This is a genomic window from Methylocystis sp. (genome assembly GCF_046349115.1).
Classification (GTDB): Bacteria; Pseudomonadota; Alphaproteobacteria; order Rhizobiales; family Beijerinckiaceae; genus Methylocystis.
Genome location: NZ_JAXMCX010000007.1, coordinates 1 through 20,380, shown reverse-complemented (window position 1 = coordinate 20,380; position 20,380 = coordinate 1). Strand labels below are relative to the sequence as shown.

At 63.6% G+C, this 20,380-nt stretch carries 23 protein-coding genes; 17 read left to right on the top strand and 6 right to left on the bottom strand.

Going from position 1 to position 20,380, the window contains the following annotated elements; genetic code table 11:
- Window positions 1–4: 4 nt before the first annotated feature.
- The 4 genes from U1E20_RS15185 to U1E20_RS15170 all read left to right on the top strand — a co-directional run bounded on the left by U1E20_RS15185 (window position 5) and on the right by U1E20_RS15170 (window position 3,756).
- Complete coding sequence (locus U1E20_RS15185) at window positions 5–1,429, top strand: glycosyltransferase family 4 protein (protein WP_409981466.1); 1,425 nt, start codon at window positions 5–7, stop codon at window positions 1,427–1,429.
- Window positions 1,430–1,608: 179 nt separating this feature from the next.
- Entirely contained in the window at window positions 1,609–2,139 is a 531-nt protein-coding gene (locus tag U1E20_RS15180) for a hypothetical protein (RefSeq protein WP_409981465.1), read from the top strand.
- 117 nt (window positions 2,140–2,256) lie between these two features.
- Window positions 2,257–3,258 (top strand): adenosine kinase, encoded by a 1,002-nt coding sequence (locus U1E20_RS15175; RefSeq protein WP_409981464.1) that lies wholly within the window; start codon window positions 2,257–2,259, stop codon window positions 3,256–3,258.
- Between the two features lie 60 nt (window positions 3,259–3,318).
- A complete protein-coding gene (locus tag U1E20_RS15170) occupies window positions 3,319–3,756 on the top strand; it encodes an FKBP-type peptidyl-prolyl cis-trans isomerase (RefSeq protein WP_409981463.1) in 438 nt (145 codons plus the stop codon).
- 117 nt (window positions 3,757–3,873) lie between these two features.
- Here the strand turns inward: U1E20_RS15170 and ubiB are convergent, their stop codons facing one another.
- A complete protein-coding gene (gene ubiB, locus U1E20_RS15165; RefSeq protein ID WP_409981462.1) occupies window positions 3,874–5,433 on the bottom strand; it encodes a 2-polyprenylphenol 6-hydroxylase in 1,560 nt (519 codons plus the stop codon).
- 22 nt (window positions 5,434–5,455) lie between these two features.
- The gene (gene ubiE, locus U1E20_RS15160) at window positions 5,456–6,223 is read right to left on the bottom strand and encodes a bifunctional demethylmenaquinone methyltransferase/2-methoxy-6-polyprenyl-1,4-benzoquinol methylase UbiE (RefSeq protein ID WP_409981461.1); all 768 of its coding nucleotides are present in this window, start codon (window positions 6,221–6,223) and stop codon (window positions 5,456–5,458) included.
- 112 nt (window positions 6,224–6,335) lie between these two features.
- Here ubiE and mutM point away from each other — a divergent pair, with 112 nt between their 5' ends.
- From mutM to U1E20_RS15140, 4 genes are all read left to right on the top strand, one after another.
- Window positions 6,336–7,205 (top strand): bifunctional DNA-formamidopyrimidine glycosylase/DNA-(apurinic or apyrimidinic site) lyase, encoded by an 870-nt coding sequence (gene mutM / locus U1E20_RS15155; RefSeq protein ID WP_409981460.1) that lies wholly within the window; start codon window positions 6,336–6,338, stop codon window positions 7,203–7,205.
- 88 nt (window positions 7,206–7,293) lie between these two features.
- Window positions 7,294–8,052, top strand: a complete 759-nt coding sequence (locus U1E20_RS15150; protein ID WP_409981459.1) for an ABC transporter ATP-binding protein — start codon at window positions 7,294–7,296, stop codon at window positions 8,050–8,052.
- Window positions 8,049–8,861, top strand: coding sequence for an ABC transporter permease (locus U1E20_RS15145; protein ID WP_409981458.1), 813 nt, complete (start codon window positions 8,049–8,051; stop codon window positions 8,859–8,861). The genes U1E20_RS15150 and U1E20_RS15145 overlap by 4 nt, the downstream gene beginning before the upstream one ends.
- Window positions 8,862–8,863: 2 nt before the next feature.
- A complete protein-coding gene (locus tag U1E20_RS15140; protein ID WP_409981457.1) occupies window positions 8,864–9,622 on the top strand; it encodes a TlyA family RNA methyltransferase in 759 nt (252 codons plus the stop codon).
- Here the strand turns inward: U1E20_RS15140 and U1E20_RS15135 are convergent.
- The gene (locus U1E20_RS15135) at window positions 9,597–10,070 is read right to left on the bottom strand and encodes a hypothetical protein (protein ID WP_409981456.1); all 474 of its coding nucleotides are present in this window, start codon (window positions 10,068–10,070) and stop codon (window positions 9,597–9,599) included. The genes U1E20_RS15140 and U1E20_RS15135 overlap by 26 nt on opposite strands.
- A gap of 734 nt (window positions 10,071–10,804) precedes the next feature.
- Between U1E20_RS15135 and U1E20_RS15130 the strand changes: the two genes are divergently transcribed.
- The 4 genes from U1E20_RS15130 (at window position 10,805) to U1E20_RS15115 (ending at window position 14,060) form a co-directional block, all read left to right on the top strand.
- Complete coding sequence (locus U1E20_RS15130) at window positions 10,805–11,014, top strand: hypothetical protein (protein ID WP_409981455.1); 210 nt, start codon at window positions 10,805–10,807, stop codon at window positions 11,012–11,014.
- A gap of 14 nt (window positions 11,015–11,028) precedes the next feature.
- On the top strand, window positions 11,029–12,297 hold the full coding sequence (locus U1E20_RS15125; RefSeq protein WP_409981454.1) for a class I SAM-dependent RNA methyltransferase: 1,269 nt from the start codon (window positions 11,029–11,031) through the stop codon (window positions 12,295–12,297).
- Window positions 12,298–12,450: 153 nt separating this feature from the next.
- The gene (locus tag U1E20_RS15120) at window positions 12,451–12,600 is read left to right on the top strand and encodes a hypothetical protein (protein ID WP_409981453.1); all 150 of its coding nucleotides are present in this window, start codon (window positions 12,451–12,453) and stop codon (window positions 12,598–12,600) included.
- A 35-nt stretch (window positions 12,601–12,635) separates the two neighbouring features.
- Complete coding sequence (locus tag U1E20_RS15115; protein WP_409981452.1) at window positions 12,636–14,060, top strand: FAD-binding oxidoreductase; 1,425 nt, start codon at window positions 12,636–12,638, stop codon at window positions 14,058–14,060.
- Here the strand turns inward: U1E20_RS15115 and U1E20_RS15110 are convergent.
- Together U1E20_RS15110 and U1E20_RS15105 are read right to left on the bottom strand one after the other, a co-directional pair.
- Window positions 14,057–14,341: a hypothetical protein gene (locus U1E20_RS15110; protein ID WP_409981451.1), complete on the bottom strand. Its 285-nt coding sequence runs from the start codon at window positions 14,339–14,341 to the stop codon at window positions 14,057–14,059. The two genes, U1E20_RS15115 and U1E20_RS15110, sit on opposite strands and share 4 nt — an antisense overlap.
- Window position 14,342: 1 nt before the next feature.
- Window positions 14,343–14,789: an RT0821/Lpp0805 family surface protein gene (locus U1E20_RS15105; protein ID WP_409981450.1), complete on the bottom strand. Its 447-nt coding sequence runs from the start codon at window positions 14,787–14,789 to the stop codon at window positions 14,343–14,345.
- Between the two features lie 101 nt (window positions 14,790–14,890).
- On the opposite strand from U1E20_RS15105, the gene pdxH reads away from it, so the two are divergent.
- From pdxH to U1E20_RS15085, 4 genes are all read left to right on the top strand, one after another.
- Window positions 14,891–15,505 carry a pyridoxamine 5'-phosphate oxidase gene (pdxH, locus tag U1E20_RS15100; RefSeq protein ID WP_409981449.1) on the top strand — a complete coding sequence of 205 codons (615 nt, stop codon included), beginning with the start codon at window positions 14,891–14,893 and terminating at the stop codon, window positions 15,503–15,505.
- Window positions 15,502–16,086, top strand: a complete 585-nt coding sequence (locus U1E20_RS15095) for a TIGR02301 family protein (protein ID WP_409981448.1) — start codon at window positions 15,502–15,504, stop codon at window positions 16,084–16,086. Before pdxH ends, U1E20_RS15095 begins: the two co-directional genes overlap by 4 nt.
- A 73-nt stretch (window positions 16,087–16,159) precedes the next feature.
- Complete coding sequence (locus tag U1E20_RS15090; RefSeq protein WP_409981447.1) at window positions 16,160–16,414, top strand: hypothetical protein; 255 nt, start codon at window positions 16,160–16,162, stop codon at window positions 16,412–16,414.
- A 204-nt stretch (window positions 16,415–16,618) separates the two neighbouring features.
- Window positions 16,619–17,713, top strand: a complete 1,095-nt coding sequence (locus U1E20_RS15085) for a histidine phosphatase family protein (protein WP_409981446.1) — start codon at window positions 16,619–16,621, stop codon at window positions 17,711–17,713.
- Between the two features lie 200 nt (window positions 17,714–17,913).
- Here the strand turns inward: U1E20_RS15085 and U1E20_RS15080 are convergent, their stop codons facing one another.
- Entirely contained in the window at window positions 17,914–19,020 is a 1,107-nt protein-coding gene (locus U1E20_RS15080; RefSeq protein ID WP_409981445.1) for a cupin domain-containing protein, read from the bottom strand.
- A gap of 298 nt (window positions 19,021–19,318) precedes the next feature.
- On the opposite strand from U1E20_RS15080, the gene U1E20_RS15075 reads away from it, so the two are divergent.
- Window positions 19,319–20,380, top strand: a 1,062-nt coding sequence (locus U1E20_RS15075) for an Nramp family divalent metal transporter (RefSeq protein ID WP_409981568.1), incomplete at its 3' end; no start/stop codon positions are given.

Genomic DNA, 20,380 nt, shown 5'->3' with positions numbered 1-20,380 from the left:
GATCATGAGCGAGCGGCAGAACCGTGAGCGGGACGAGGATCGCGAACGCATTCGCCTGCTTGAATTTCAGCTCGACTATCTGCGCGCCGAACTCCTGCATCTCACTCATGAGCGCTATCGGCTGATCTATTCGGTTTCTGGCCATATCTACCGTTTTCTGCGGCCGATCGAAGCTTCCATCGCCGACGCCGCGAACGCGGTCGCCGGGCGCTTTCGCCGGCGGTCGCCCGAGACGATCCAGACAACGCCCGCGCCAAGCGCGCCGGCCGCCGCGCGCGCGCCGCTGCCGGCGCGCCGGCTGCTCGTCGACGTGACGGGAACGATCAAGCGCGACGCCGGCACCGGCATTCAGCGCGTCGTCAAGGAAGTGACGCGCGGTCTTTACGGCGGCGAGAGCTTCGACATTCCGGCCGTCGCCGTTCGCTGCGCCGACGGGCGCCTGCTGACCGCCAACGGCTTCGTCGCTGAGCTTGTCGGCGGCGACGCCGCGCCCGACTCGGAAATTGCCATCGAAGCCGGCGACCGCTTCCTGATGCTTTCCGACAGCTGGAACGCCTTCGACGCGCTCGCGCCGATTTTCGAAAAGATTCGCGGCGAGGGCGGCGAAATCGTCACCTGCATCTTCGATCTCATTCCCGAGCTCTATCCGCACGCCTGCCATGAAGTGACGGTGCCGCGCTATCGCGACTGGCTGCGCAAGGCGCTACTCGAAAGCGACGGCTTTTTGGCGATCTCGCGCACCGTGGCCGACGAACTCGCCGACTATGTCGCGGCGCAAGGGCTCGCGCATCGTCCCGGACTCAAGATCGGCTGGTTCCACTGCGGGTCCGATCTAGCGCTGCGCGCCGACGCCGCGCCGAACGATAAGATCACAGCGGCGGTCGCGGGAGACGGCCCGGTCTTTCTCGCGGTGGGCACGATCGAGCCGCGCAAGGGCCAGCGCGTCGCGCTCCGCGCATTCGAAGAGCTCTGGGCGAATAAGCGCGACATTCGCTTGATCGTCGTCGGGCGGCGCGGCTGGTTTGAAGAAGCGACGGTCAACGAGATTCTCACGCATGCGGAATTCGGTCGTCGGCTCTTCTGGTTCGACGACGTCGACGACGACGCGCTGTCTTTTCTCTACGACCACGCGGCGGCGCTGATTTTCCCGTCCTATGCGGAAGGCTTCGGCCTGCCGATCGTCGAGGCGGCGCGGCGCGGCCGGCCGGCGATCTGCAGCGATATTCCGGTGTTTCGCGAGGTCGGCGGGTCGGGCGCGCTCTATTTTCGCGTCAATGACGCTAAAGCGCTGGCGCAGACGATCGCCGATTTTCTCGACGGCCGGCGCGCCGGCGACCCGGAACAGGTCCTGCGCGTCGCCTGGCGCGAGGCGGCGCGGCGCATCGTCGAGGTCATCGCCCGCGAGGAATGGAGCCGGCGCCTGCCGTAGGAACGGCTTCGCGCTGCAACATCGGGATCGCCAATTTCGCGCTCCGACAAAGCGTGCTAGAGAGGCGCCAATTGGTCGTGCGGCCCGGCCAGCGCCCTTGCGGCGCGCTGGGTCGCACGGCTTTTCGCTTCAATGCGGGCAGGGCTTTCGCCTTCCCAGCGACAAGGGAAACGCTCTCCATGCCGATCAATATTCCCTATCTCAAGGAGCAGACGCCGCAGACCGTGCTCAAGATGATCAATCTTGAAGCGTCGCAACTGTCGCTGCCGGATTCGCGCGAATTGATGCTGGGCGCCTTCGGCGCCTATGGCGTGCTGCAGACGGTCGCGCAGGCGTTCAATCATTCGCTGCTCGGAAGCCTGATCTACGGAATATTGAGCGCGGGCCTTCTGTACGGCGCGACCTTCGGTCTGTTGCGCGTTCTCAAGGAGGACGCGAAGTTTCAGCGCACGGCGACGGCGGTCGCGATCATGGGCGCGATTGGGGCGCTCGCCTATACGATCCTGCACCTCATCTTCGCCATCGCCCTGCCGGAGCCGCTGCCGACCGAAAAGCTGCTGCGCTTTCTGCTCTTTCCGATCATCGTCTGGCTGGCGTTCATGTACGCCTTCCTGTTTCGCCATGTGTCGCTGCGCCCGGTCCCGGCCTTCGTGACCGCGGCGCTGTTCGTCCTTGTCATCGAAGTGATCCTCTCGCCGATCTGCCGATAGGCCGCGCGTCTTCCCGATGCCGGGCGCCTGATCGACTGGCTGGCGGCGCGGTGCTAAACACCACGCCTGCGGCGCGCAGGCGCCCGATTATCTTCCCTCATCGGATCATCGCCTCTCATGACCTCATCATTTGACGTGCTGGGAATCGGCAACGCCATCGTCGACACGATCGCCCGCGCCGCCGACGACGAACTGTTAAAGGCGGGACTGCGCAAAGGCTCGATGATGCTTGTCGACGAAGCGCGCGCCGCCGAGCTTTACGCGAGCATGGGCCCGACGACGGTGATTTCCGGCGGCTCCGCCGCAAATACCATGGCGGGCGTCGCGAGCCTCGGGCGCGCCGCGGGATTCGTCGGCAAGGTCAAGGAAGACGCCGCAGGGCGCGAATTCGCGCATGACATCCGCAAGGCCGGCGTCGCCTTCGACACGCCCTTCGCTGCCGATGGCGCGGCGACCGCGCGCTGTCTGATTTTCGTCACGCCGGACGGCCAGCGCACGATGAACACGTTTCTCGGCGCCTGTCAGGCGCTCGCGCCAAACGACATCGACGAGGAGACGGTGGCGCGCGCGAAAGTCCTCTATATGGAGGGCTATCTTTGGGATCCGCCGGGCGCGAAGGAAGCCTTCCTGAAGGCGGCGAAGATTTCGCGCGCCAACGGCCGCAAGGTGGCGCTGACGCTATCCGACAGTTTCTGCGTCGATCGCTATCGCGGCGAATTTCTCTCGCTCATTCGCGACCGCGTGGTCGACATCGTCTTCGCCAATGAGAGCGAATTGCACGCGCTCTATGAAACCGGCGATTTCGACACGGCGCTCGCGGCGCTGCGCGGCGAAGAGGGGCTTCTCGGCGTCGTCACCCGCTCGGAAAAGGGCTGCGTGGTCGCCAATGGCGCGAGCGCCGTCGCGGCGCCGGCCTTTCCTGTCGAGGAGGTGGTCGACACCACCGGCGCCGGCGATCTCTTCGCCGCCGGCTTTCTCGCCGGCTATACGCAAGACCTGCCGCATGAGCGCAGCGCCATGCTTGGCGCGCTCGCCGCGGCGGAAATCATTTCGCATGTCGGCGCGCGGCCGCAGAAGGATTTGCTGCAGCTCGCCCGCGACACTGGCGTGCTGGGATAGGTTTCAACGATCCTCGATCCGAGGAACATGGCGTCGGTTCAAAAGCTGGAGGAACGAAAGATGCGCCTTTTCTCGAAAGCACTTATTGCCGCCTTCGCCGCGGTTGCGAGCCTCGCGATCACCGTCGACGTCCGCGCCGAAGCGGAAATGACCAAAAGCCTCACCGGCCTTCAGTATAAGGACACGAAGGTCGGAACCGGCGCGACCGCCAAGGTCGGCCAGACCGCCGCCGTGCATTACACCGGCTGGCTCTACAACAATGGCGACAAGGGCAAGAAATTCGATTCGTCGCGCGATCGCGGCCAGCCGTTCGAATTCCCGCTCGGCCAGGGCCAGGTGATCAAGGGCTGGGATGAAGGCGTCGAGGGCATGAAGGTCGGCGGCAAGCGCACGCTGGTGATTCCGCCGGACCTCGGCTATGGCGCGCGCGGCGCCGGCGGCGTCATCCCGCCGAACGCCTGGCTGATCTTCGACGTGGAGCTGGTGGGTGTGAAGTAGGCGCTGCGCCGCATGTTGACGAAATAAAACGCCGCCCGTCATATTCGATGTGGCGGCGTTTCTATTTTTGAGCCTATCGCCTCACGTTTAATGAGAACGCTTCGCCAGGCCAACCGCCTAAAAAATCCAGATCGCCAGCAGCGCCAGAGCGATCACGGCGAGCAGGAACCAGCGGTCGGACCGTCGTCTCATTTCCGAAAGCGCGTCGAGCGAGCGGTCCGACAATTCGACGCCTTCCTCCGCCATCTTCGACACGCGGTGGATCGCGAGTTCCGCCTCCGCCAGCGTGCGCGGCAGATGGGTCGCAAGCTTCGCCAGTTCGACGACGCTCCTGCTCGCGTCTTCGACCTTCGCCTTGACGCCGAGATTTTCCTCGATCCAGGAGCGCACCACCGGATCGCACGTCTTCCAGATGTCGAGCTTTGGATCATAGGCGCGGGCGACGCCCTCGGCGACGACCATGGTCTTTTGCAACAGCACCAGTTCGGTGCGGGTGCGCATATCGAACAGCGCCGTCACTTCGAAGAGCAGGGTCAAGAGACGCGCCATCGAAATATCGGCGGGGTTGATCGTATGCATCGGTTCGCCGATGGCGCGCAGCGCCTGGGCGAATTCTTGAATCGAATGGGTGGCGGGGACATAGCCCGCCTCGAAATGAACCTCGGCGACGCGCTTATAGTCGCGAATAATGAAGCCATAGAGGATTTCGGCGAGGAAGCGGCGCTCTTTCAATCCCAGCCGCCCCATGATCCCGAAGTCGATGGCGACCAGCCGTCCCGTCTTGTCGACGAAGAGATTGCCCTGATGCATATCGGCGTGAAAGAAGCCGTCGCGCATCGCATGGCGCAGGAAGGACTGCAGCACATTGCGGCCGATCGCTTTCAGATCATGGCCCTCGGCCGCGACCCGCTCCATGTCGGATAAGGGAATGCCGTCGATCCATTCGAGCGTCAGCACTTCGCGGTCGGTGCGGCTCCAATCGACATGGGGCACATGAATTTCCTGATCGCCGGCGACATTGTCGGCGAATTCCGAGGCCGCCGCGGCTTCAAGACGAAAGTCGGTTTCGAGCTTTACCGTGCGGGCCAGCGTATCGACGACCTCAATCATCCGCAGGCGCCGCGCCTCGGAGGAGTAGCGCTCGGCGAGACGCGCGATCCGATACATGTCGCGCAAATCGACGGCGAACTGGCTTTCGATTCCCGGCCGCAGCACTTTCACCGCAACCTTGCGCACCCCCTCCTTGTAGCGCGCCTCGGCGACATGCACCTGGGCGACCGAGGCCGCGGCGACAGGTTCGCCGAAGGTGACGAAGAGTTCGTCGATGTTTCTGCCCAGCGCCTTTTCAATGATGGCGACGGCCCTGTCGCGGCCGAAAGGCTCCATCCGGTCCTGCAGCGCGGTGAGCGCGTCGGCGATTTCGCCGCCGACGATGTCCGGGCGGGTCGCCAGGAACTGCCCGAGCTTCACGTAAGACGGGCCGATCTGCGCCAGCGCGCGCACCAGCGCCTTGCCGGCGCCGTCGCGCTTGCCGCCGGCGAAGAGATTGGCGAAACGCACCAGCGGCGCCGCAGCCGGCGGCAGCAGCGCGGGATCGAGCAGCGCGAAGACGCCTTCGCGCGCCATGATGTAGCCGGCGCGCGCCAGACGATAGAAATGACTGACGCCAGGTATCACGAATGCCGCCGCTCTTTAAGGATCAGCTCTTCCAGCCGGAATGGATCGCCACCACGCCGCCGGTCAGCCGCTCATAGCCGGTGCGGCGGAATCCCGCCTTGCGGATCATGCGTTCGAATTCCTCGGCGCTGGGAAATTTGCGGATCGATTCGACGAGATAGCGGTAGGGCTCGGAGTCTCCGGCGACGAATTTGCCGATCGTCGGAATGACATTGAACGAATAGGCTTCATAAAGCTTGTCGAGTCCCGGGACGGCGACATGCGAAAACTCAAGGCAGAGGAAACGGCCGCCGGGTTTCAGCACGCGATGGGCTTCGCTGAGCGCAACCTCGATGCGCGGCACGTTGCGGATGCCGAAAGCGATCGTGTAGCTGTCGAAATGCGCATCGGGAAAGGGCAGCGATTCGGCGTTGGCCTGCACGAATTCGACCCCGGAAAGGCCGCGCTCCTTCGCCCGGTCCTTGCCGACTTCGAGCATCTCGCCATTGATGTCGAGCACGATGATTTCGGCGTCATGCGCCGCCGCGGCGGCGATGCGAAAGGCGATGTCGCCGGTGCCGCCGGCGACGTCGAGGTGACGAAAATCCCTGCGCCCGCGCGCATTGACCTTGCCGACGAAACTGTCCTTCCACAGCCGGTGCATGCCGCCCGACATCAGATCATTCATGATGTCGTAGCGTCGCGCGACCTTGTGAAAGACGTCGTCGACGAGGCCCTGTTTCTCGCTCAAGGGGACTTCAGAATAGCCGAAATGGGTCGAGCCCTCTCGCTCGGAACTACGGTCAATCATCAGGCGCTCTGGTGACGAGGAAGGAAGGGGACGGTATAGCCTGTCGCCGGGCCGGTGGCTACGCCCGCGCCGCCCCGGCGCGCCGGCCCTTTCGACGGGATTAACCCTAGCGATGCCTGAACTGCCCGAGGTCGAAACCGTGCGGCGGGGACTGGCCCCGGCGCTCGTCGGCGCGACGATCGCGCGCGTCGAACTCCGCCGCCATGATCTGCGCGTTCCCTTTCCGCAAGGCTTTGCCGCGCGGCTTCAGGGCAGGCGGGTTCTGGAGCTGCGCCGCCGCGCTAAATATCTCATCGCCGATCTCGACGATGCGCAATCGCTGATCATGCATCTTGGCATGAGCGGTTCGTTCCGCATCGACGACGAGACGCCGGGCGTCTTTCACCGCGCGAGCGGCAAGATCGCCGCGCATGACCATGTCGTCTTCAATCTCGATCACGGCAAGCGCGTCATTTACAATGATCCGCGCCGCTTCGGCTGCATGCTGCTGGTCGCGACGAATGAGATCGGCGCGGACAAGCGCTTTCGCGGGCTCGGCGTCGAGCCTTTGAGCGACGCGCTCGACGCCGCCTTCCTGGCGGGCGCCTTTGGCGGACGCGCGGCGCCGGTCAAGGCGCTTCTCCTCGACCAGCGTCTGATCGCCGGGCTCGGCAATATCTATGTCTGCGAGGCGGCGCACCGCGCCCATATTTCGCCGCTGCGCGCCGGGGGATCGCTCGTCACGGCGAACGGCCGGCCGAAACCGGCGCTGGCGCGTCTGCCTCAGGCGATCAAGGAGGTTTTAAACGACGCGCTGAAGGCTGGCGGCTCGTCGCTGCGCGACCATCGCCAGACCGACGGCTCGCTCGGCTATTTCCAGCACAGTTTCCGAGTCTATGACCGCGAAGGCGCGGCCTGTCCGACGCCGGGCTGCAAGGGAACCATCGCCCGCGTTGTCCAGTCCGGCCGCTCGACATTTTATTGTCCGGCGTGCCAGAAATAGCGAAGGCCTTGTGTTCAAAAGTGCATCATTGAAATATTAAAATATGAGATGCGCTTGCGTCGCCGGAGCGCGACGATAATGTGCGCGCATGTCAGCCACTCCCGTCGCGCCGACGCTTGCCGTCGCCGGCCTTTCGAAAAGTTACGACAATCGCAGAGTCGTCGGGCCGCTCGATTTCTCGCTTGAGGCCGGCTCGGTCACAGGACTGCTCGGCGGCAATGGCGCCGGCAAGACCACCACCATCGGCATGGTGATGGGACTGATCGAGCCGACGCAAGGCTCGATCCAAGTCTTTGGCTGCGACATGGCGCGCAACCGCTACGGCGCGCTCGGCCGGATGAATTTCGAAAGCCCCTATGTCGACATGCCGCATCGCCTCACCGTGCGGCAGAATCTGCGCGTCTTCGGCATGCTCTATGACGTCGACGAGCTCGACGCGAAGATCGAGCGGCTCGCCGAGGATCTCGCCCTCGGCGATTTTCTCGACCGGCAGACCGGCCGCCTTTCCGCCGGCCAGAAGACTCGCGTCGCCATCGCCAAGTCGCTGATCAACGATCCGCAGCTCTTATTGCTCGACGAACCGACCGCTTCGCTCGATCCGGACACGGCGGATTGGGTGCGCGCGCGGTTAGAGGCGCATCGCAAGACGCATAATTGCGCGATCCTGCTCGCCTCGCACAATATGAACGAGGTCGAGCGCCTGTGCGACCGCGTGCTGATGCTGAAGGACGGAACGCTGGTCGACGATGATTCGCCGGCCAATCTCCTGGCGCGCTATGGCCGCGACACGCTCGAAGAAGTGTTTCTCGACGTCGCGCGCGGCCGCGTCAACGGAGCGCCGGCATGAATTTCTCCTTCAAGCGCGTCGGCGCGATGGTGCTGCGTTACGCCTATCTTTTGCGCGCCTCGCGCACGCGCGTGCTCGATTTGGTCTATTGGCCGACCGTTCAGCTCCTCACCTGGGGATTTTTGCAGACCTATCTGGTGCGCGCTGGCGCGCTCGCGGCGCCGGGCGGCGCGGCGCAGGCCGCCGGCACGCTGATCGGCGCCATTCTTTTGTGGGACATTCTTCTGCGCGGCCAGCAGGGCTTCTGCTTCTCCTTCATCGAGGAAATGTGGTCGCGCAACCTGCCCAATATTTTGATGAGCCCGCTGCGGCCGGCGGAATTTGTCAGCGCGCTGGTCGCGATGAGCCTCATTCGACTGACCGTCGGCGTGCTTCCTGTCACGATCTTTGCGATCCTGTTCTTCGGATTCAATCTCTGGGCGCTCGGGATCGCTTTCGCGGCCTTCTTCATCGTGCTGATGCTCTTCGCTTGGAGCATCGGGCTCTTCGTCTCCGGCATTCTATTGCGCTTTGGACTGGGCGCTGAAAATCTCGTCTGGTCGCTGATGTTCCTCGTGCAGCCGCTCGCCGCTGTCTATTATCCGGTGACCACGCTGCCGACATGGCTGCAGCCGTTCTCTTGGATGCTGCCGCCGACCTATGTGTTCGAAGGTCTGCGCGGCGTATTGATCGATCACGTCGTCCGCTGGGATCTACTGGTTGAAGGATTGGCCATCGACGTGGTTCTGTTCGCGGCGGCGTCGGTCGGGTTTGGCCGGCTGCTACAAGGCGCACGGCGCGCCGGCACGCTGTTGCAGACAGGAGAATGACGATGGGCGCGAGCCGCGCCGATACGGCGCTCCATGCGCTTGGGCTGTTCGAGAGTCGCGCCAAGGCGCGCGAGGCGATCGAAGCCGGCCTTGTCAGCGTCGACGGCCGCATCGTCAAAAAGCCGTCCGAGCCGATCGCCGCCGACGCTGAGATCATTGCGCACGCGGCGTATCCATGGGTCTCGCGCGGCGGCGTGAAGCTCGCGCATGCGCTCGATCATTTCGGCGTCGATCCGAAGGCGCGCTACTGCCTCGACGTCGGCGCCTCGACCGGCGGCTTCACCGACGTTTTACTGGCGCGCGGCGCCCGCCACGTCGTCGCCGTCGATGTCGGTCATGGGCAATTGCACGACAGACTGCGCGCCGATTCGCGCGTGACCTCGCTTGAAGGCCAGGATGCGCGTGCGTTGACCGCTGCGCAGCTTGCCGAGCCGCCGAGCCTGATCGTGATCGACGCAAGCTTTATTTCGCTGAGCGTCCTGCTGCCGCAGATCCTTTCACTCGCAGCGCCAGACGCTGACCTTATCGCGCTGATCAAGCCGCAGTTCGAAGCCGGTCGGGCGGCGGCGAAGAAGGGCGTCGTGCGCGACGAAAAGATTCACGCGCAGGTCTGCGCGCGCGCAGAGAAAGAAATCGAAGCTTTAGGCTGGCGCGTTTGTGGCCTAACCTCCTCGCCGATCAAGGGCGGCGACGGCAATCGCGAGTTCCTAATTCAGGCGAATAAGCGCGATTCGATCAGCTCCGGCGACGACGTTTGGTAATAAGCGATCGGGGACGCAGTTCATTGAGCTTTTTCTGCTTCCCTCGGCCATCGATATAGTACCAATGGTTCCAAACATTTTCTTGAAGCCCGAGCGCTTGGCTCATCTGATTTATGCTCGAATAAAGCTTCTTGTCATGTTTGAGCAGCCATTGCCCATCCTGCACCTCCGCCTCGTACTGCACCCCTTTGGCGAATCGATAAACCTTGAAGCCGTGTTCAAAACGTACGCCGTTTGTAGAGTCTACAATCGGCGTTCCGCTTCGAGCAGGCGAGTCGACAGACTCACTAATTTTAGTCAGGTTAGAATCAGTTCGTTCTCGAAAATTGTCGGCAGCCACATTGAACAGTCTGCGGAGAATTGCATCTTCAGAATCTTCTCCCGCCAAGCGATTTGCCCAGATTGCGGCAAAGACGTCGGTCGATATGGCAACAGTGCGCATGTTCATTCCCGTTAGCTCCTTCCCTTCGCACGCAGTAGGTAGCTCTTGTGCTTAACCGTCAAGAGGGGATTTCTCGATTGCGCCTATTCGACTATTCATCCAACGATTGGCGTACGCGGAGAGAGCGTCGCGCTACTGCAACTGAAGCGCGCGTTCGTACTCTGCGCGCGCTACGGGCTCTGGCGAAAGCGTGACTGTAGATGCAGACGGGGAATGGATGTTCGTTGTCGACAGGCTGCAAGCATCGCCGGAGCGAATCGCGTTGACTTCGATGCGGAGCGGAAACGCGGGCTGATCAAAAACCAAAGTTTAACAATGACAGGCATGTGAAGTCGTATTCATGATCGACGCGCATGGCGCCGGCCGGAACGGCATGACCTTCTACGTGAGAATTGACTTTGGACGTTCGCGCGCCGGCTCGATGGCGGCGAAAGCACTTATTCGATTTTATGATTCGAACGATTGGCGTACGTGGCGCGCGTGTCGCGCCGCTGCAGGAGAAGAGCGCGTTCGTAGACGATGCGCGCGCAAGCTAAATCGTGACCGTAAATGCAGACAGCGCGCGGACGTTTCTTTGCGACGTACTGGAAGCATCGCAGCGAATCGCGTCGATCGGCGCGCGCTTCTCTGAACACGGGCCAGGCCGTTCGAACGCTTGGCGTCGATTGTTATGCGGAGCGGAAATTGGGTCTGAACCAAAAATCCATGTTGAACCCAGAATGACATGCGAAGTCGCATTCATGATCGGCCCACAAGGCGCCGGCCGGCGCCGCCGCCCAACCTATTCTGCGAGATTTGACGCTGTACAGTCGCGCGCCCGTTTCACGGCGGCGTGCTCGCATCCAGTCGTCGAAATCGACGCCTGTCTGTTGCTTGCGTTCGAACTTGACGGCGCGCTGTCCGCCGTGCGCGAGATCGCTGCCGTTCTCGCGCTGTGCGTCGGCCGTTAATCGGGGTCTTCTTAATGGCGGTTCTCCGACTATTCATCCAACGACTTGGCGTACGTGGCGAGGGCGTCGCGCTGTTGCATGAGAAGCGCGTTTTCGTTCCTTATGCGCTCGCAGGTGAAAGCGTGACCGTGGAAGCGGATGGCGAGCGGGCGCGTCTTATTGATGTCCTCGAAGCCTCGCCCCAGCGCATCGCGCCGATCTGCCCGTATTTCACGAATTGCGGCGGTTGCGCCGTTCAGGCGCTTCGCGCCGACCACTATGCGGCGTGGAAGCGCGGCCTCGTCGAGTCGGCTCTGCAGAACGAAGGCGTGACATGCGCGGTCGCGCTGCCGATCGACGCGCACGGCGCCGGCCGGCGCCGCGTGACTTTTCACGCGCGATTCGATTCCGGAGCGGCGCAAGTCGGCTTCATGGCGGCGCGCTCGCATCGGATCGTCGAGATCGACGCCTGCCCCTTGCTCGCGCCAGAGCTTGACGGCGCATTGACCGCCGCGCGCGCCATCGCCGCCGCGCTCGCGCCGCGCGGCAAGCCGCTCGACATCGCCGTCACCGCGACGCGCGGCGGCCTCGACATCGAGCTGCGCGGCGCCGGTCCGCTCTCCGATGTGGAAATAAGCGCGCTGATCGCTGCGGCCGACGCGCATGATCTTGCCCGGCTGACCAATCACGGCAGGCTCGTCACGCTGCGTCGGCCGCCGGAAATCGACATCGGCGGGGCGACGCTGACGCTTCCCGCCGGCGCCTTCCTGCAAGCGACGCAGCGCGGCGAAGAGGAAATCGCAGCGCGAGTCTGCGAGGCGACCGCGAAGGCGCGAATCGTCGCCGATCTTTTCTGCGGCGTCGGCGCTTTCGCGCTTCGCCTCGCGCAGCGCGCCAAGGTCAAAGCCTATGATTCGGACGCTCCCGCCATCGCCGCCCTGCGCGCTGCCGCGCAGGCGACGCAGGGCCTGCTTCCGCTCGAAGGAATCGAGCGCGATCTCTTCGCCAGGCCGTTGAGCGCCAGCGAACTCAATGGTTTCGACGCCATCATCTTCGATCCGCCGCGCGCCGGCGCCATCGCCCAGGCGGCTGAAATCGCGCGCTCGGAAGCGCCGATCGTGGTCGCCGTCTCCTGCCATGCACAAAGTTTCGCCCGCGACGCCGCAATTTTGCTCAAAGGCGGGTACGTCATCCGAGAAATCGCGCCGCTCGATCAGTTCCGCTACGCGGCGCATGTCGAGATCGTCGCGGTTTTCGAGAAGAAGAGCAGCCGCAAATCCGCTAAACGGCGGCTCTTGGGATGAATTTATCGGCGCCGGCGTCATGCGCCTGTGCCGAGAATGTCACAGCAAGGTCAAGAAGCGACATTCCGACGCAGCAGCATTGCTCAGCGGTATTGCCGGTCCGCCAAATCAGGCATAGGATTTGCGAGGTAGTCCAGCGTAGCCGGAAGTTGAATGATTTCCGTGATCTGGAAGGAGAACGTCATGATGAATGCGCTTATCGCCGCAACATTGTGCAGTATCGTCCTCGCGAGCGCGCCTGTCGCCATGCGCGCTTACGTCTATGCGCGCCACAAGGATAATCGCCGCCGTCGTTATCGCTAAGGACAGCGCGACAAAAAGGGCGCATCCTACTGACTGTGACAGCCAATCGGTCTGAAGCGCCTTTTCTGATCTCTCGTCTCGCGGCCATCGTCGGCGAGACTTCCGTCGTCACCGATCCGACGTCGATGTCGCCCTATCTGGCCGAGCCTCGCGACCTCTACCATGGCCGCGCGCTCTGCGTGCTCAAGCCGAGAACCGCGCGCGAAGTCGGCGATATTCTCGCGCTGTGCAACGAAGCTGGCGCGCCCCTCACTCCCCAAGGCGGCAATACCGGACTTGTCGGCGGCCAGACCCCCGACGCCAGCGGCGCGTCGGTCGTGCTTTCGCTCGAAAGACTCAGTCGGATACGCGCCGTCGACCCCATCGCCGACGCGATGACCGTCGAAGCCGGCGTGACCTTGGCGCAGGCGCAGGAGGCGGCGGAGACCGCCGACCGCTATTTCCCGCTGTCGCTGGCGTCGGAAGGAAGCTGCACCATCGGCGGCAATCTATCGACCAACGCCGGCGGCGTTCACGTCATCGCCTATGGGTCGATGCGCGATCTGGCGCTCGGGGTCGAGATCGCGCTCGCCGACGGAAGGCTTCTCTCGACTCTCGGCGCGCTGCGCAAGGACAATACCGGCTATGATCTGACGCGGCTGTTCATCGGCTCGGAAGGCACGCTCGGCGTCATCACCGCCGCGACGCTGAAGCTCTTTCCACGCCCGCGCTCGCGCGCCGTGGCGTTTCTCGGACTTCGCGATCCGGCTCAGGCGCTGAAGCTCCTCAACTTCGTCAAGGACCGCGCAGGGCCGAGCCTTCACGCCTTCGAAATCGCCTCACGATCGGGGGTGGAGCTGGTTCTGCGCCATATTCCCGGAACGCGCGATCCTCTTGCGCAGCCGCACGACTGGTATGCGCTTGTCGAACTTGCGGCCTTCGCGGAGGGCGAAGCCGAGCGCGTCGCGGCGCGGATTCTCGCCGCCGCGCTCGGCGCGCATCTCGCCGAGGACGCGACGCTCGCCCAATCGCTCGATCAGTCGGGGGCGCTGTGGAAACTGCGCGAAAGCATGTCGGAGGCGCAAAAGCGCGAGGGCGGCTCGATCAAGCACGATGTGGCCGTGCCGGTAAACGAAATTCCGCATTTCATTGAAGAAGCGGGGCGAAGGCTGCGCGCCGCCTTTCCGGAAGCGCGGCCGATTCCTTTCGGCCATATGGGCGACGGCAATATCCATTATAACGTCTCGCAGCCCGTCGGCGCCGACAAGGCGGAATTCCTGGCGCGTTGGGGGGAGGTCAACGCCATCGTGCATGGCGTGGTGCGCGAACTCGGCGGCTCGATCTCGGCCGAACATGGCATTGGGCGGCTGAAGCGCGATCTGTTGCGAGAAACGAAAGACCCTGCGGCGCTCGACGCGATGCGCGCCATCAAGACGGCGCTCGACCCGAAGGGCATCCTCAACCCGGGCGTTTTGCTTTAGCTTCGCCCTCTCGGGCAGACGATCTTCACCGTCACGCCTTCGCGATAGAGAAAATATTCGACGCAGGACTGGCCGTTGACGTCGATCGGCCGCTTGCCGATATCGGCGGCGCGCATGAAATCGGCAATCGACGTATAACCCTTGTCGTCCCAATCCATTTCTGCCCAGGCGTAGCCTTGCCGCCATGCCGTGATCGCGCGGGCGGCGATAAAATATGCCGGAACCGCCAGGATCGCGGCGATGGTCGTGACGATGAGCCGTCTGCCGAAGGGCGCCGACATGTCACCCTTTCCTGAAATGCTTCACCTCGGTGAGCGCCCATTCGTCGGTTTTTTCGCGACAGGCGGCGCCTTGCAGGCTTTCCTGCGCTTCCTTCACCGCAATGTCGGCCTGGAAGGCGCGGCAAATCCGCCCCTCCAGCGGATAGGGCTGACCGATCGGCGTGAAGGAGCCCTTGGCGCCGGTCTGGGGATTGTCCCAATTGACGCTCGCCCCGCTTCCCTGCGGATCGAGCGCGGTGCTCATCGCGGCGGTGGCGCGACGAAGATCTTCCCCCTCGAGCGCATGCGACAATTGCGGCGGCGGCTTTTGTATAGCGCCGGTCACGTCGGATGCGGCCCGATCCGAATTCCACATTGAAGAGTTCGAGATCGTCGGCATGGCGATCGAACAGCCGGCGAGGCCGCCGGCCGTCGCCGACAGAGCGATAAGCCGCGCGCCGCGCGACATTTGAGCAATGGCGCAAGCGGCGGTATGTCTGACGCGGAGGATTTGCAAAAGGCCACCTTCGAAGCGCCGACCTTTGGTTCGGCTTGAGAAAGGATACTCGCTTGAACGCGTTAACGCCCGGTGACTTTGTCGACGCCGCCGAGCCTTTCGCCTTGTTCGCGCAATGGTTCGAGGAAGCGACGCGCAAGGAGCCGAACGACCCCGAGGCGATGGTCCTGGCGACGGCGGACGCCCAGGGTCTGCCCGACGCGCGCATGGTGCTGCTGAAGGAATGGACGCCCAGCGGCTTCGTATTTTACACCAACGCCGAGAGCGCCAAGGGGCGCCAGCTCGAGGCCAATATGCAGGCGGCGGGTCTCTTTCACTGGAAGTCGCTGCGCCGTCAGGTGCGGCTGCGCGGGCCCGTCAGCCCAGTCAGCGACGCCGAGGCCGACGAGTATTTCGCCAGCCGTCCGCGCGATTCCCGCATCGGCGCCTGGGCGAGCCAGCAGTCGCGGCCTCTGGAAAGCCGCTTCGCGCTCGAAAAATCGGTCGCCGCCTTCGCCGCCAAATATGCGATCGGCGCCATTCCGAGGCCGCCCTATTGGCGGGGGTTCCGCATCGCGCCGATCGCGATGGAATTCTGGTCCGATCGGCCGTTCCGGCTTCACGACCGCGTCCGCTTTTACCGGGCGACGCCCGACGAACCATGGCGAAAGGAGCGGCTCTACCCATGACGGCGCATTTAAAGCGCGCGGCGGCGGCGCTTGCCGCGGCGGCGGCCGCCGCGACGCTCTTCGCGAGCGAAGCGGTCGCTCAAGACCCGTTCGATTTCCTGTTCGGCGGCTTCGACGGTCCGCGCCACCATCGGGCGCCGGAGCCGCGGCGGTCCGAACGCCCGCCGCCGCGCAAGCGGGACGCCGCCACGCCGGGGCAGACGAAGCCGCAAACGCCCGGCGCGCCGGGCGCGACCGCGACGGAAGGATCGGCGCCGAGCGGGCCCGAGCGCCCGCCGCCGCCCTATGAGCCGCAGATCACCAGGCTCTCGGAAGTCCTCGGCGCGCTGTCCTTTTTGCGTGACCTCTGCGGCGCCGGCGACGGCGACGAATGGCGGGTGAAAATGGCTGCGCTGCTCGACGCCGACGCCCCGAGCGGGTCGCGCCGCCAGAGGCTGATGGCCTCGTTCAACCGCGGCTTTCGCGGCTATGAGCTGACCTATCGCGCCTGCACCCCCAACGCCAAAACCGTGATTTCCCGCTATCTGGCGGAGGCCTCGCGGCTGACCCGCGACATAACTTATCGTTACGGAAATCCGTAAAGCCCTTTGGCGAAATTAACCTTCCGGAGATCGTCGCCTCGCGCGGCGCGAGCGGGTTCTCTAGAGTGGCGTCATGAACCCATTGGACGTCGCCTCGCTGAGCGATCTGGGCGGTGAACAGCACCGAGCGGCCCTCGCTTATGTCACCGAGGCTTTCGCAGAGGCCATACTGGCGGGGATCGAAAGCGATTCCTTCGCCAACGCCGCTTTGTCCGCAGCCTTGCGCGAATTGGTCGCGACCTATGGCGAGGAGGCCATCGCCGCCTTCGCCGAAACCCTGCCGGCGCGGCTGCGGAGCGGGGAATTTACCACCGGCCTGAGGCATTAGGCCGCTGCGGTTGGGCGGGGTCGCCCATCCGCAGGTCTATGCGAACTTTCCCAAAAGTTTAGAACGCGCGTCGGGGCCATGCGGTCATTCGCCGCCGCCCCGCGAAAGCGGACTGACTTTTGCACGCCAAAGCTATAGAACGCCGCACGCCCGGATGCCGGGCGGGTTTGCACGGCGGCTCCCGCGCCTTAAATCCGAAACGACATGCCCCGCACGCTTCTGTGTCTCGTACGCCATGGCGAGACCAACTGGAATATCGAACGGCGCTTTCAGGGCCAATTCGACATCGCGCTGAACGCTCGCGGACGCGCGCAGGCGGCCGCCTTGGCGAAAGAACTCGCCGGCGCGCATTTCGACCGGGTCTATTCGAGCGATTTGCGCCGCGCGCTCGCGACGGCGAATCCGATCGCCGGCGCGCGCGGCGTTGACGTCGCCAAGACCCCGGCCTTGCGCGAAAAGGACGACGGCGTCTGGCAGGGGCACACGCATGCCGAAGTGCAGGCGGCCTATGCCGACATCTATATGAATTATCTCGCGCGCAAGCCGGATTTCGCCGCCCCGCAAGGCGAGACGCTCGAACATTTCGCCGCGCGGGTGCGCAAGGCCTTGACCCAGATCGCCAAGGAAAGCGCCGGCCAGACTGTGCTGGTCGTCGCCCATGCGGGCGTGCTCGACATCGCCTGGCGGCTCGCCGCCGGAAAGAGACTCGACGAGAAGCGTGAACATCCGGTGCTCAACGCCACGCCGAATTGGATCGCCTATGAGGACGGAAAATGGTCGCTGGTCGATTGGGCTTCGCCGGAAGGCCGCGCCGAGATCGCCGCGCCATGGGACGGCCGCGCGCTGCCCCGCCGCGAAGCCGCTCGGGCGCTGATCGTCGATCAAGAGAATGACATTCTGCTCATCCGCTACGCCGGCGGACTGACACCGCATTTTCTCGCGCTCGGCCATCATCACTTCTGGGCGACGCCCGGCGGCGCGGTCAGGGAGGGCGAGAGCTTCGAATCGGCGCTGCGCCGAGAAGTCTATGAAGAAACGGGCCTAACCATTGTCGATCCCGGAGCGGTCGTCGCGACGCGCGAATTCCCGATGGAGATCGGCGACGACTGGCATCAGGCGATCGAGCGCTATTATCTGATCCGCGCCGAGCGCTTCGCGCCCAAGCCGCGCGATTTGACCGAGGAAGAAAAAATCCATGTGCTCGGCTGGCGCTGGTGGAGCGCCGACGAAATCGCCGTCTCGCATGATCTGATCTTCCCCGAGGGACTCGAGGCGCTGCTGCGCAAAATCAGCAAGTGAAAAAGGCTCGCTGACGCGAGCCTACTATCGGGTATCCGGCTTATCCGCACGCTGGGAGAGCGTCATTCCCGGCAGGCTGAGGGCCTGACCGGGAATCCAGAGCTACAACTACGATCATGGCCGTGTCTCTGGATTCCCGATCGCGCGCTTTGCGCGCGTCGGGAATGACAGCCGGGCCGTTCAAACGGATTTCGTATTACTCACTTCGTCATGAACACGTCCCGGCGCGGGAATTTCTCGAAGACCGAGGGGTCCTGACCGAAATTCGTCGCGAGAATATCGGTCGGATTGCCGGCGATCCATTGCGAGAGATCGATCGTCTGATAATGGGCGTTGTTGAAGACGATCAGCACGCGCACGGTTTCGGTCCCGACATTTTCCAGCGAATGGCCCATGCCTTGCGGAATATAGCCGACATCGCCTTTCGAGAACGTCTCCTGGCGCCAGCGCCCCTTTGATCCAAACAGCGTGACGCACAGCTGGCCGCTCAGCACATATTGCCATTCGGAAGCGTTGGGATGCCAATGCAATTCGCGCAGCGCGCCCGGCTCCATTTCGAGAACGACGCCGGTCATCGTCGTCGAAATCGGAAATTGCGCGCCGTCGACGCGCCATTCGATTCCGCCCGGAAAGGTCTCGAAAGGTCTTTGCGACAGCAGGCTGTATTTATGAGTGAGCGGCGGCGGCTTCCATCCCTGCAGCGGCGGCGTTGGGGTTTCTGGCGGGATATTTCCCCTCGCGAAATAGACCTCCTTTTTCGGGAAATTGTCGAAGGTCGACGCCGGCACGCCGAAATTCTTCGCCAGCAGCTCCTTGGGCGCATGGCCGATCCAGTCGCTGATGCTGAAGGTGCCGAATTCGGAGAAATAGCCATTGTCGAAGACGAGAATGAAGTGGCACAATTCCTTGCCCAGCGTCTCGATGACATGGCCATGGCCGCGCGGGAAATACCAAAGATCGCCGGCTTCGAAATCATTGGTCTCGGAGCAGCCCGCCGGATCGATGACGGTGGTGCGCACCCGACCCTCGGTGACGAATCCCCATTCCGCCGCCGTCGCATGCCAATGCAGTTCGCGCATGACGCCCTGCTCCATGCGCATTGAAACGCCGGCGATATCCTTGGAGATTGGCAGCTGGGCGACGGTCGCCTCCTTGCCATAGCTCGCGCCGTCGACGCGGCCTTGCGATTTTTCGAGTTCGAACTTGAACGTCGGCAACTCGGCGCCCGATGTCACCGGGTCGGGCACGTTGTTGTGAAAGCTCGGATGTCCGCCTTCGGAGCTGATCGGGATCGTGAGTTGGAACATTTGTAACCCCCGCCTTTTTCGGCACGAATCGCGTCAATCGCGTTAGCATATGATCGATCTTGCGCGGCGACGACCCGGCTTGAAAAGATTGGCCGCGCTGGACAAGTTCCGCTTGCGCCATTCGCTTCGTCCGGCCTGAAATATAGCGCTCAAGATTTACATGGGTGACAAAGGAAAGCCTTAAGGCGAAAAACTCCTTTCAGAGGAATTCTCACGACCGGCGCGCGCCGGCGCGGCTAAGGAAAAAATTGTGACGCCAGCGACGACTGCTCACGCCCCGATTCCGCAACGCGGCGACATGCGCCGATCGGTGCATGTGCCGGAAGGCGGCAAATTTCTTCGGCGTCTTTTCGTCTTTCTTGGTCCAGGCTATCTCGTCGCCACCGGCTATATGGACCCCGGCAATTGGGCGACGGCGCTCGCCGGCGGCTCGCAATTCGGCACGGCGCTGCTGTTCGTCGCGGTGCTCTCCAGCCTGATGGCGATCGTGCTGCAGTCGCTCGCGGCGCGGCTCGGCGTCGGCGCCGAGCTCGACCTCGCGCAGGCCTGCCGCAAGCATTATCCCTTCCCGGCGGCGGTCGGGCTCTGGCTGCTCGCCGAGGTTGGCATATTCGCCACCGACCTCGCTGAGGTGATCGGCACGGCGATCGGCCTGCAATTGCTGTTCGGCCTGCCGCTCGCCATCGGCATTCTCATCACCGTGCTCGACACTTTTCTGGTGCTCGCGCTGGAGCGCGTCGGCTTTCGCAAGATCGAGCTTTTCGTCGTGGCGATGCTGGCGCTGATCACAATGTCCTTCACCGCCCAGCTCATCATGGCGCGTCCCGACATGGCGCAGGTCGCGGCGGGGCTCATCCCTACGCGGCGTTTTTTCACCGATCCAGAGATGCTCTACATCGGCCTCGGCATTCTCGGCGCGACGGTGATGCCGCATAATCTTTTTCTGCATTCCTTCGTCGTACAGACCCGCGCCGTCGCCGAGCCCATCGAAAAGAAGCGCGAGGCGATCCGCTTCGCGGTGATCGACAGCACGCTGGCGCTGTTTCTCGCGTTGCTGATCAATGGCGCGATACTGGTTCTCGCGGCGGCGGTCTTTCACGCCAGCGGCCATACCGAGGTCGCCGAGCTTGGCGAAGCTTATCGGCTGATCGCGCCGCTGCTCGGACAGCCAGTCGCGGCGACGCTTTTCGCGGTGGCGCTGATCGCCTGCGGGTTGAACTCGACGGTGACGGCGACGCTCACCGGCCAGATCGTGATGGAAGGATTCGTGCGGCTGCGGATGAAGCCGGCGCTGCGGCGTCTCATCACCCGCTGCATCGCCATCGCGCCGGCGATCGGAGTGACGCTTTACGCCGGCGAA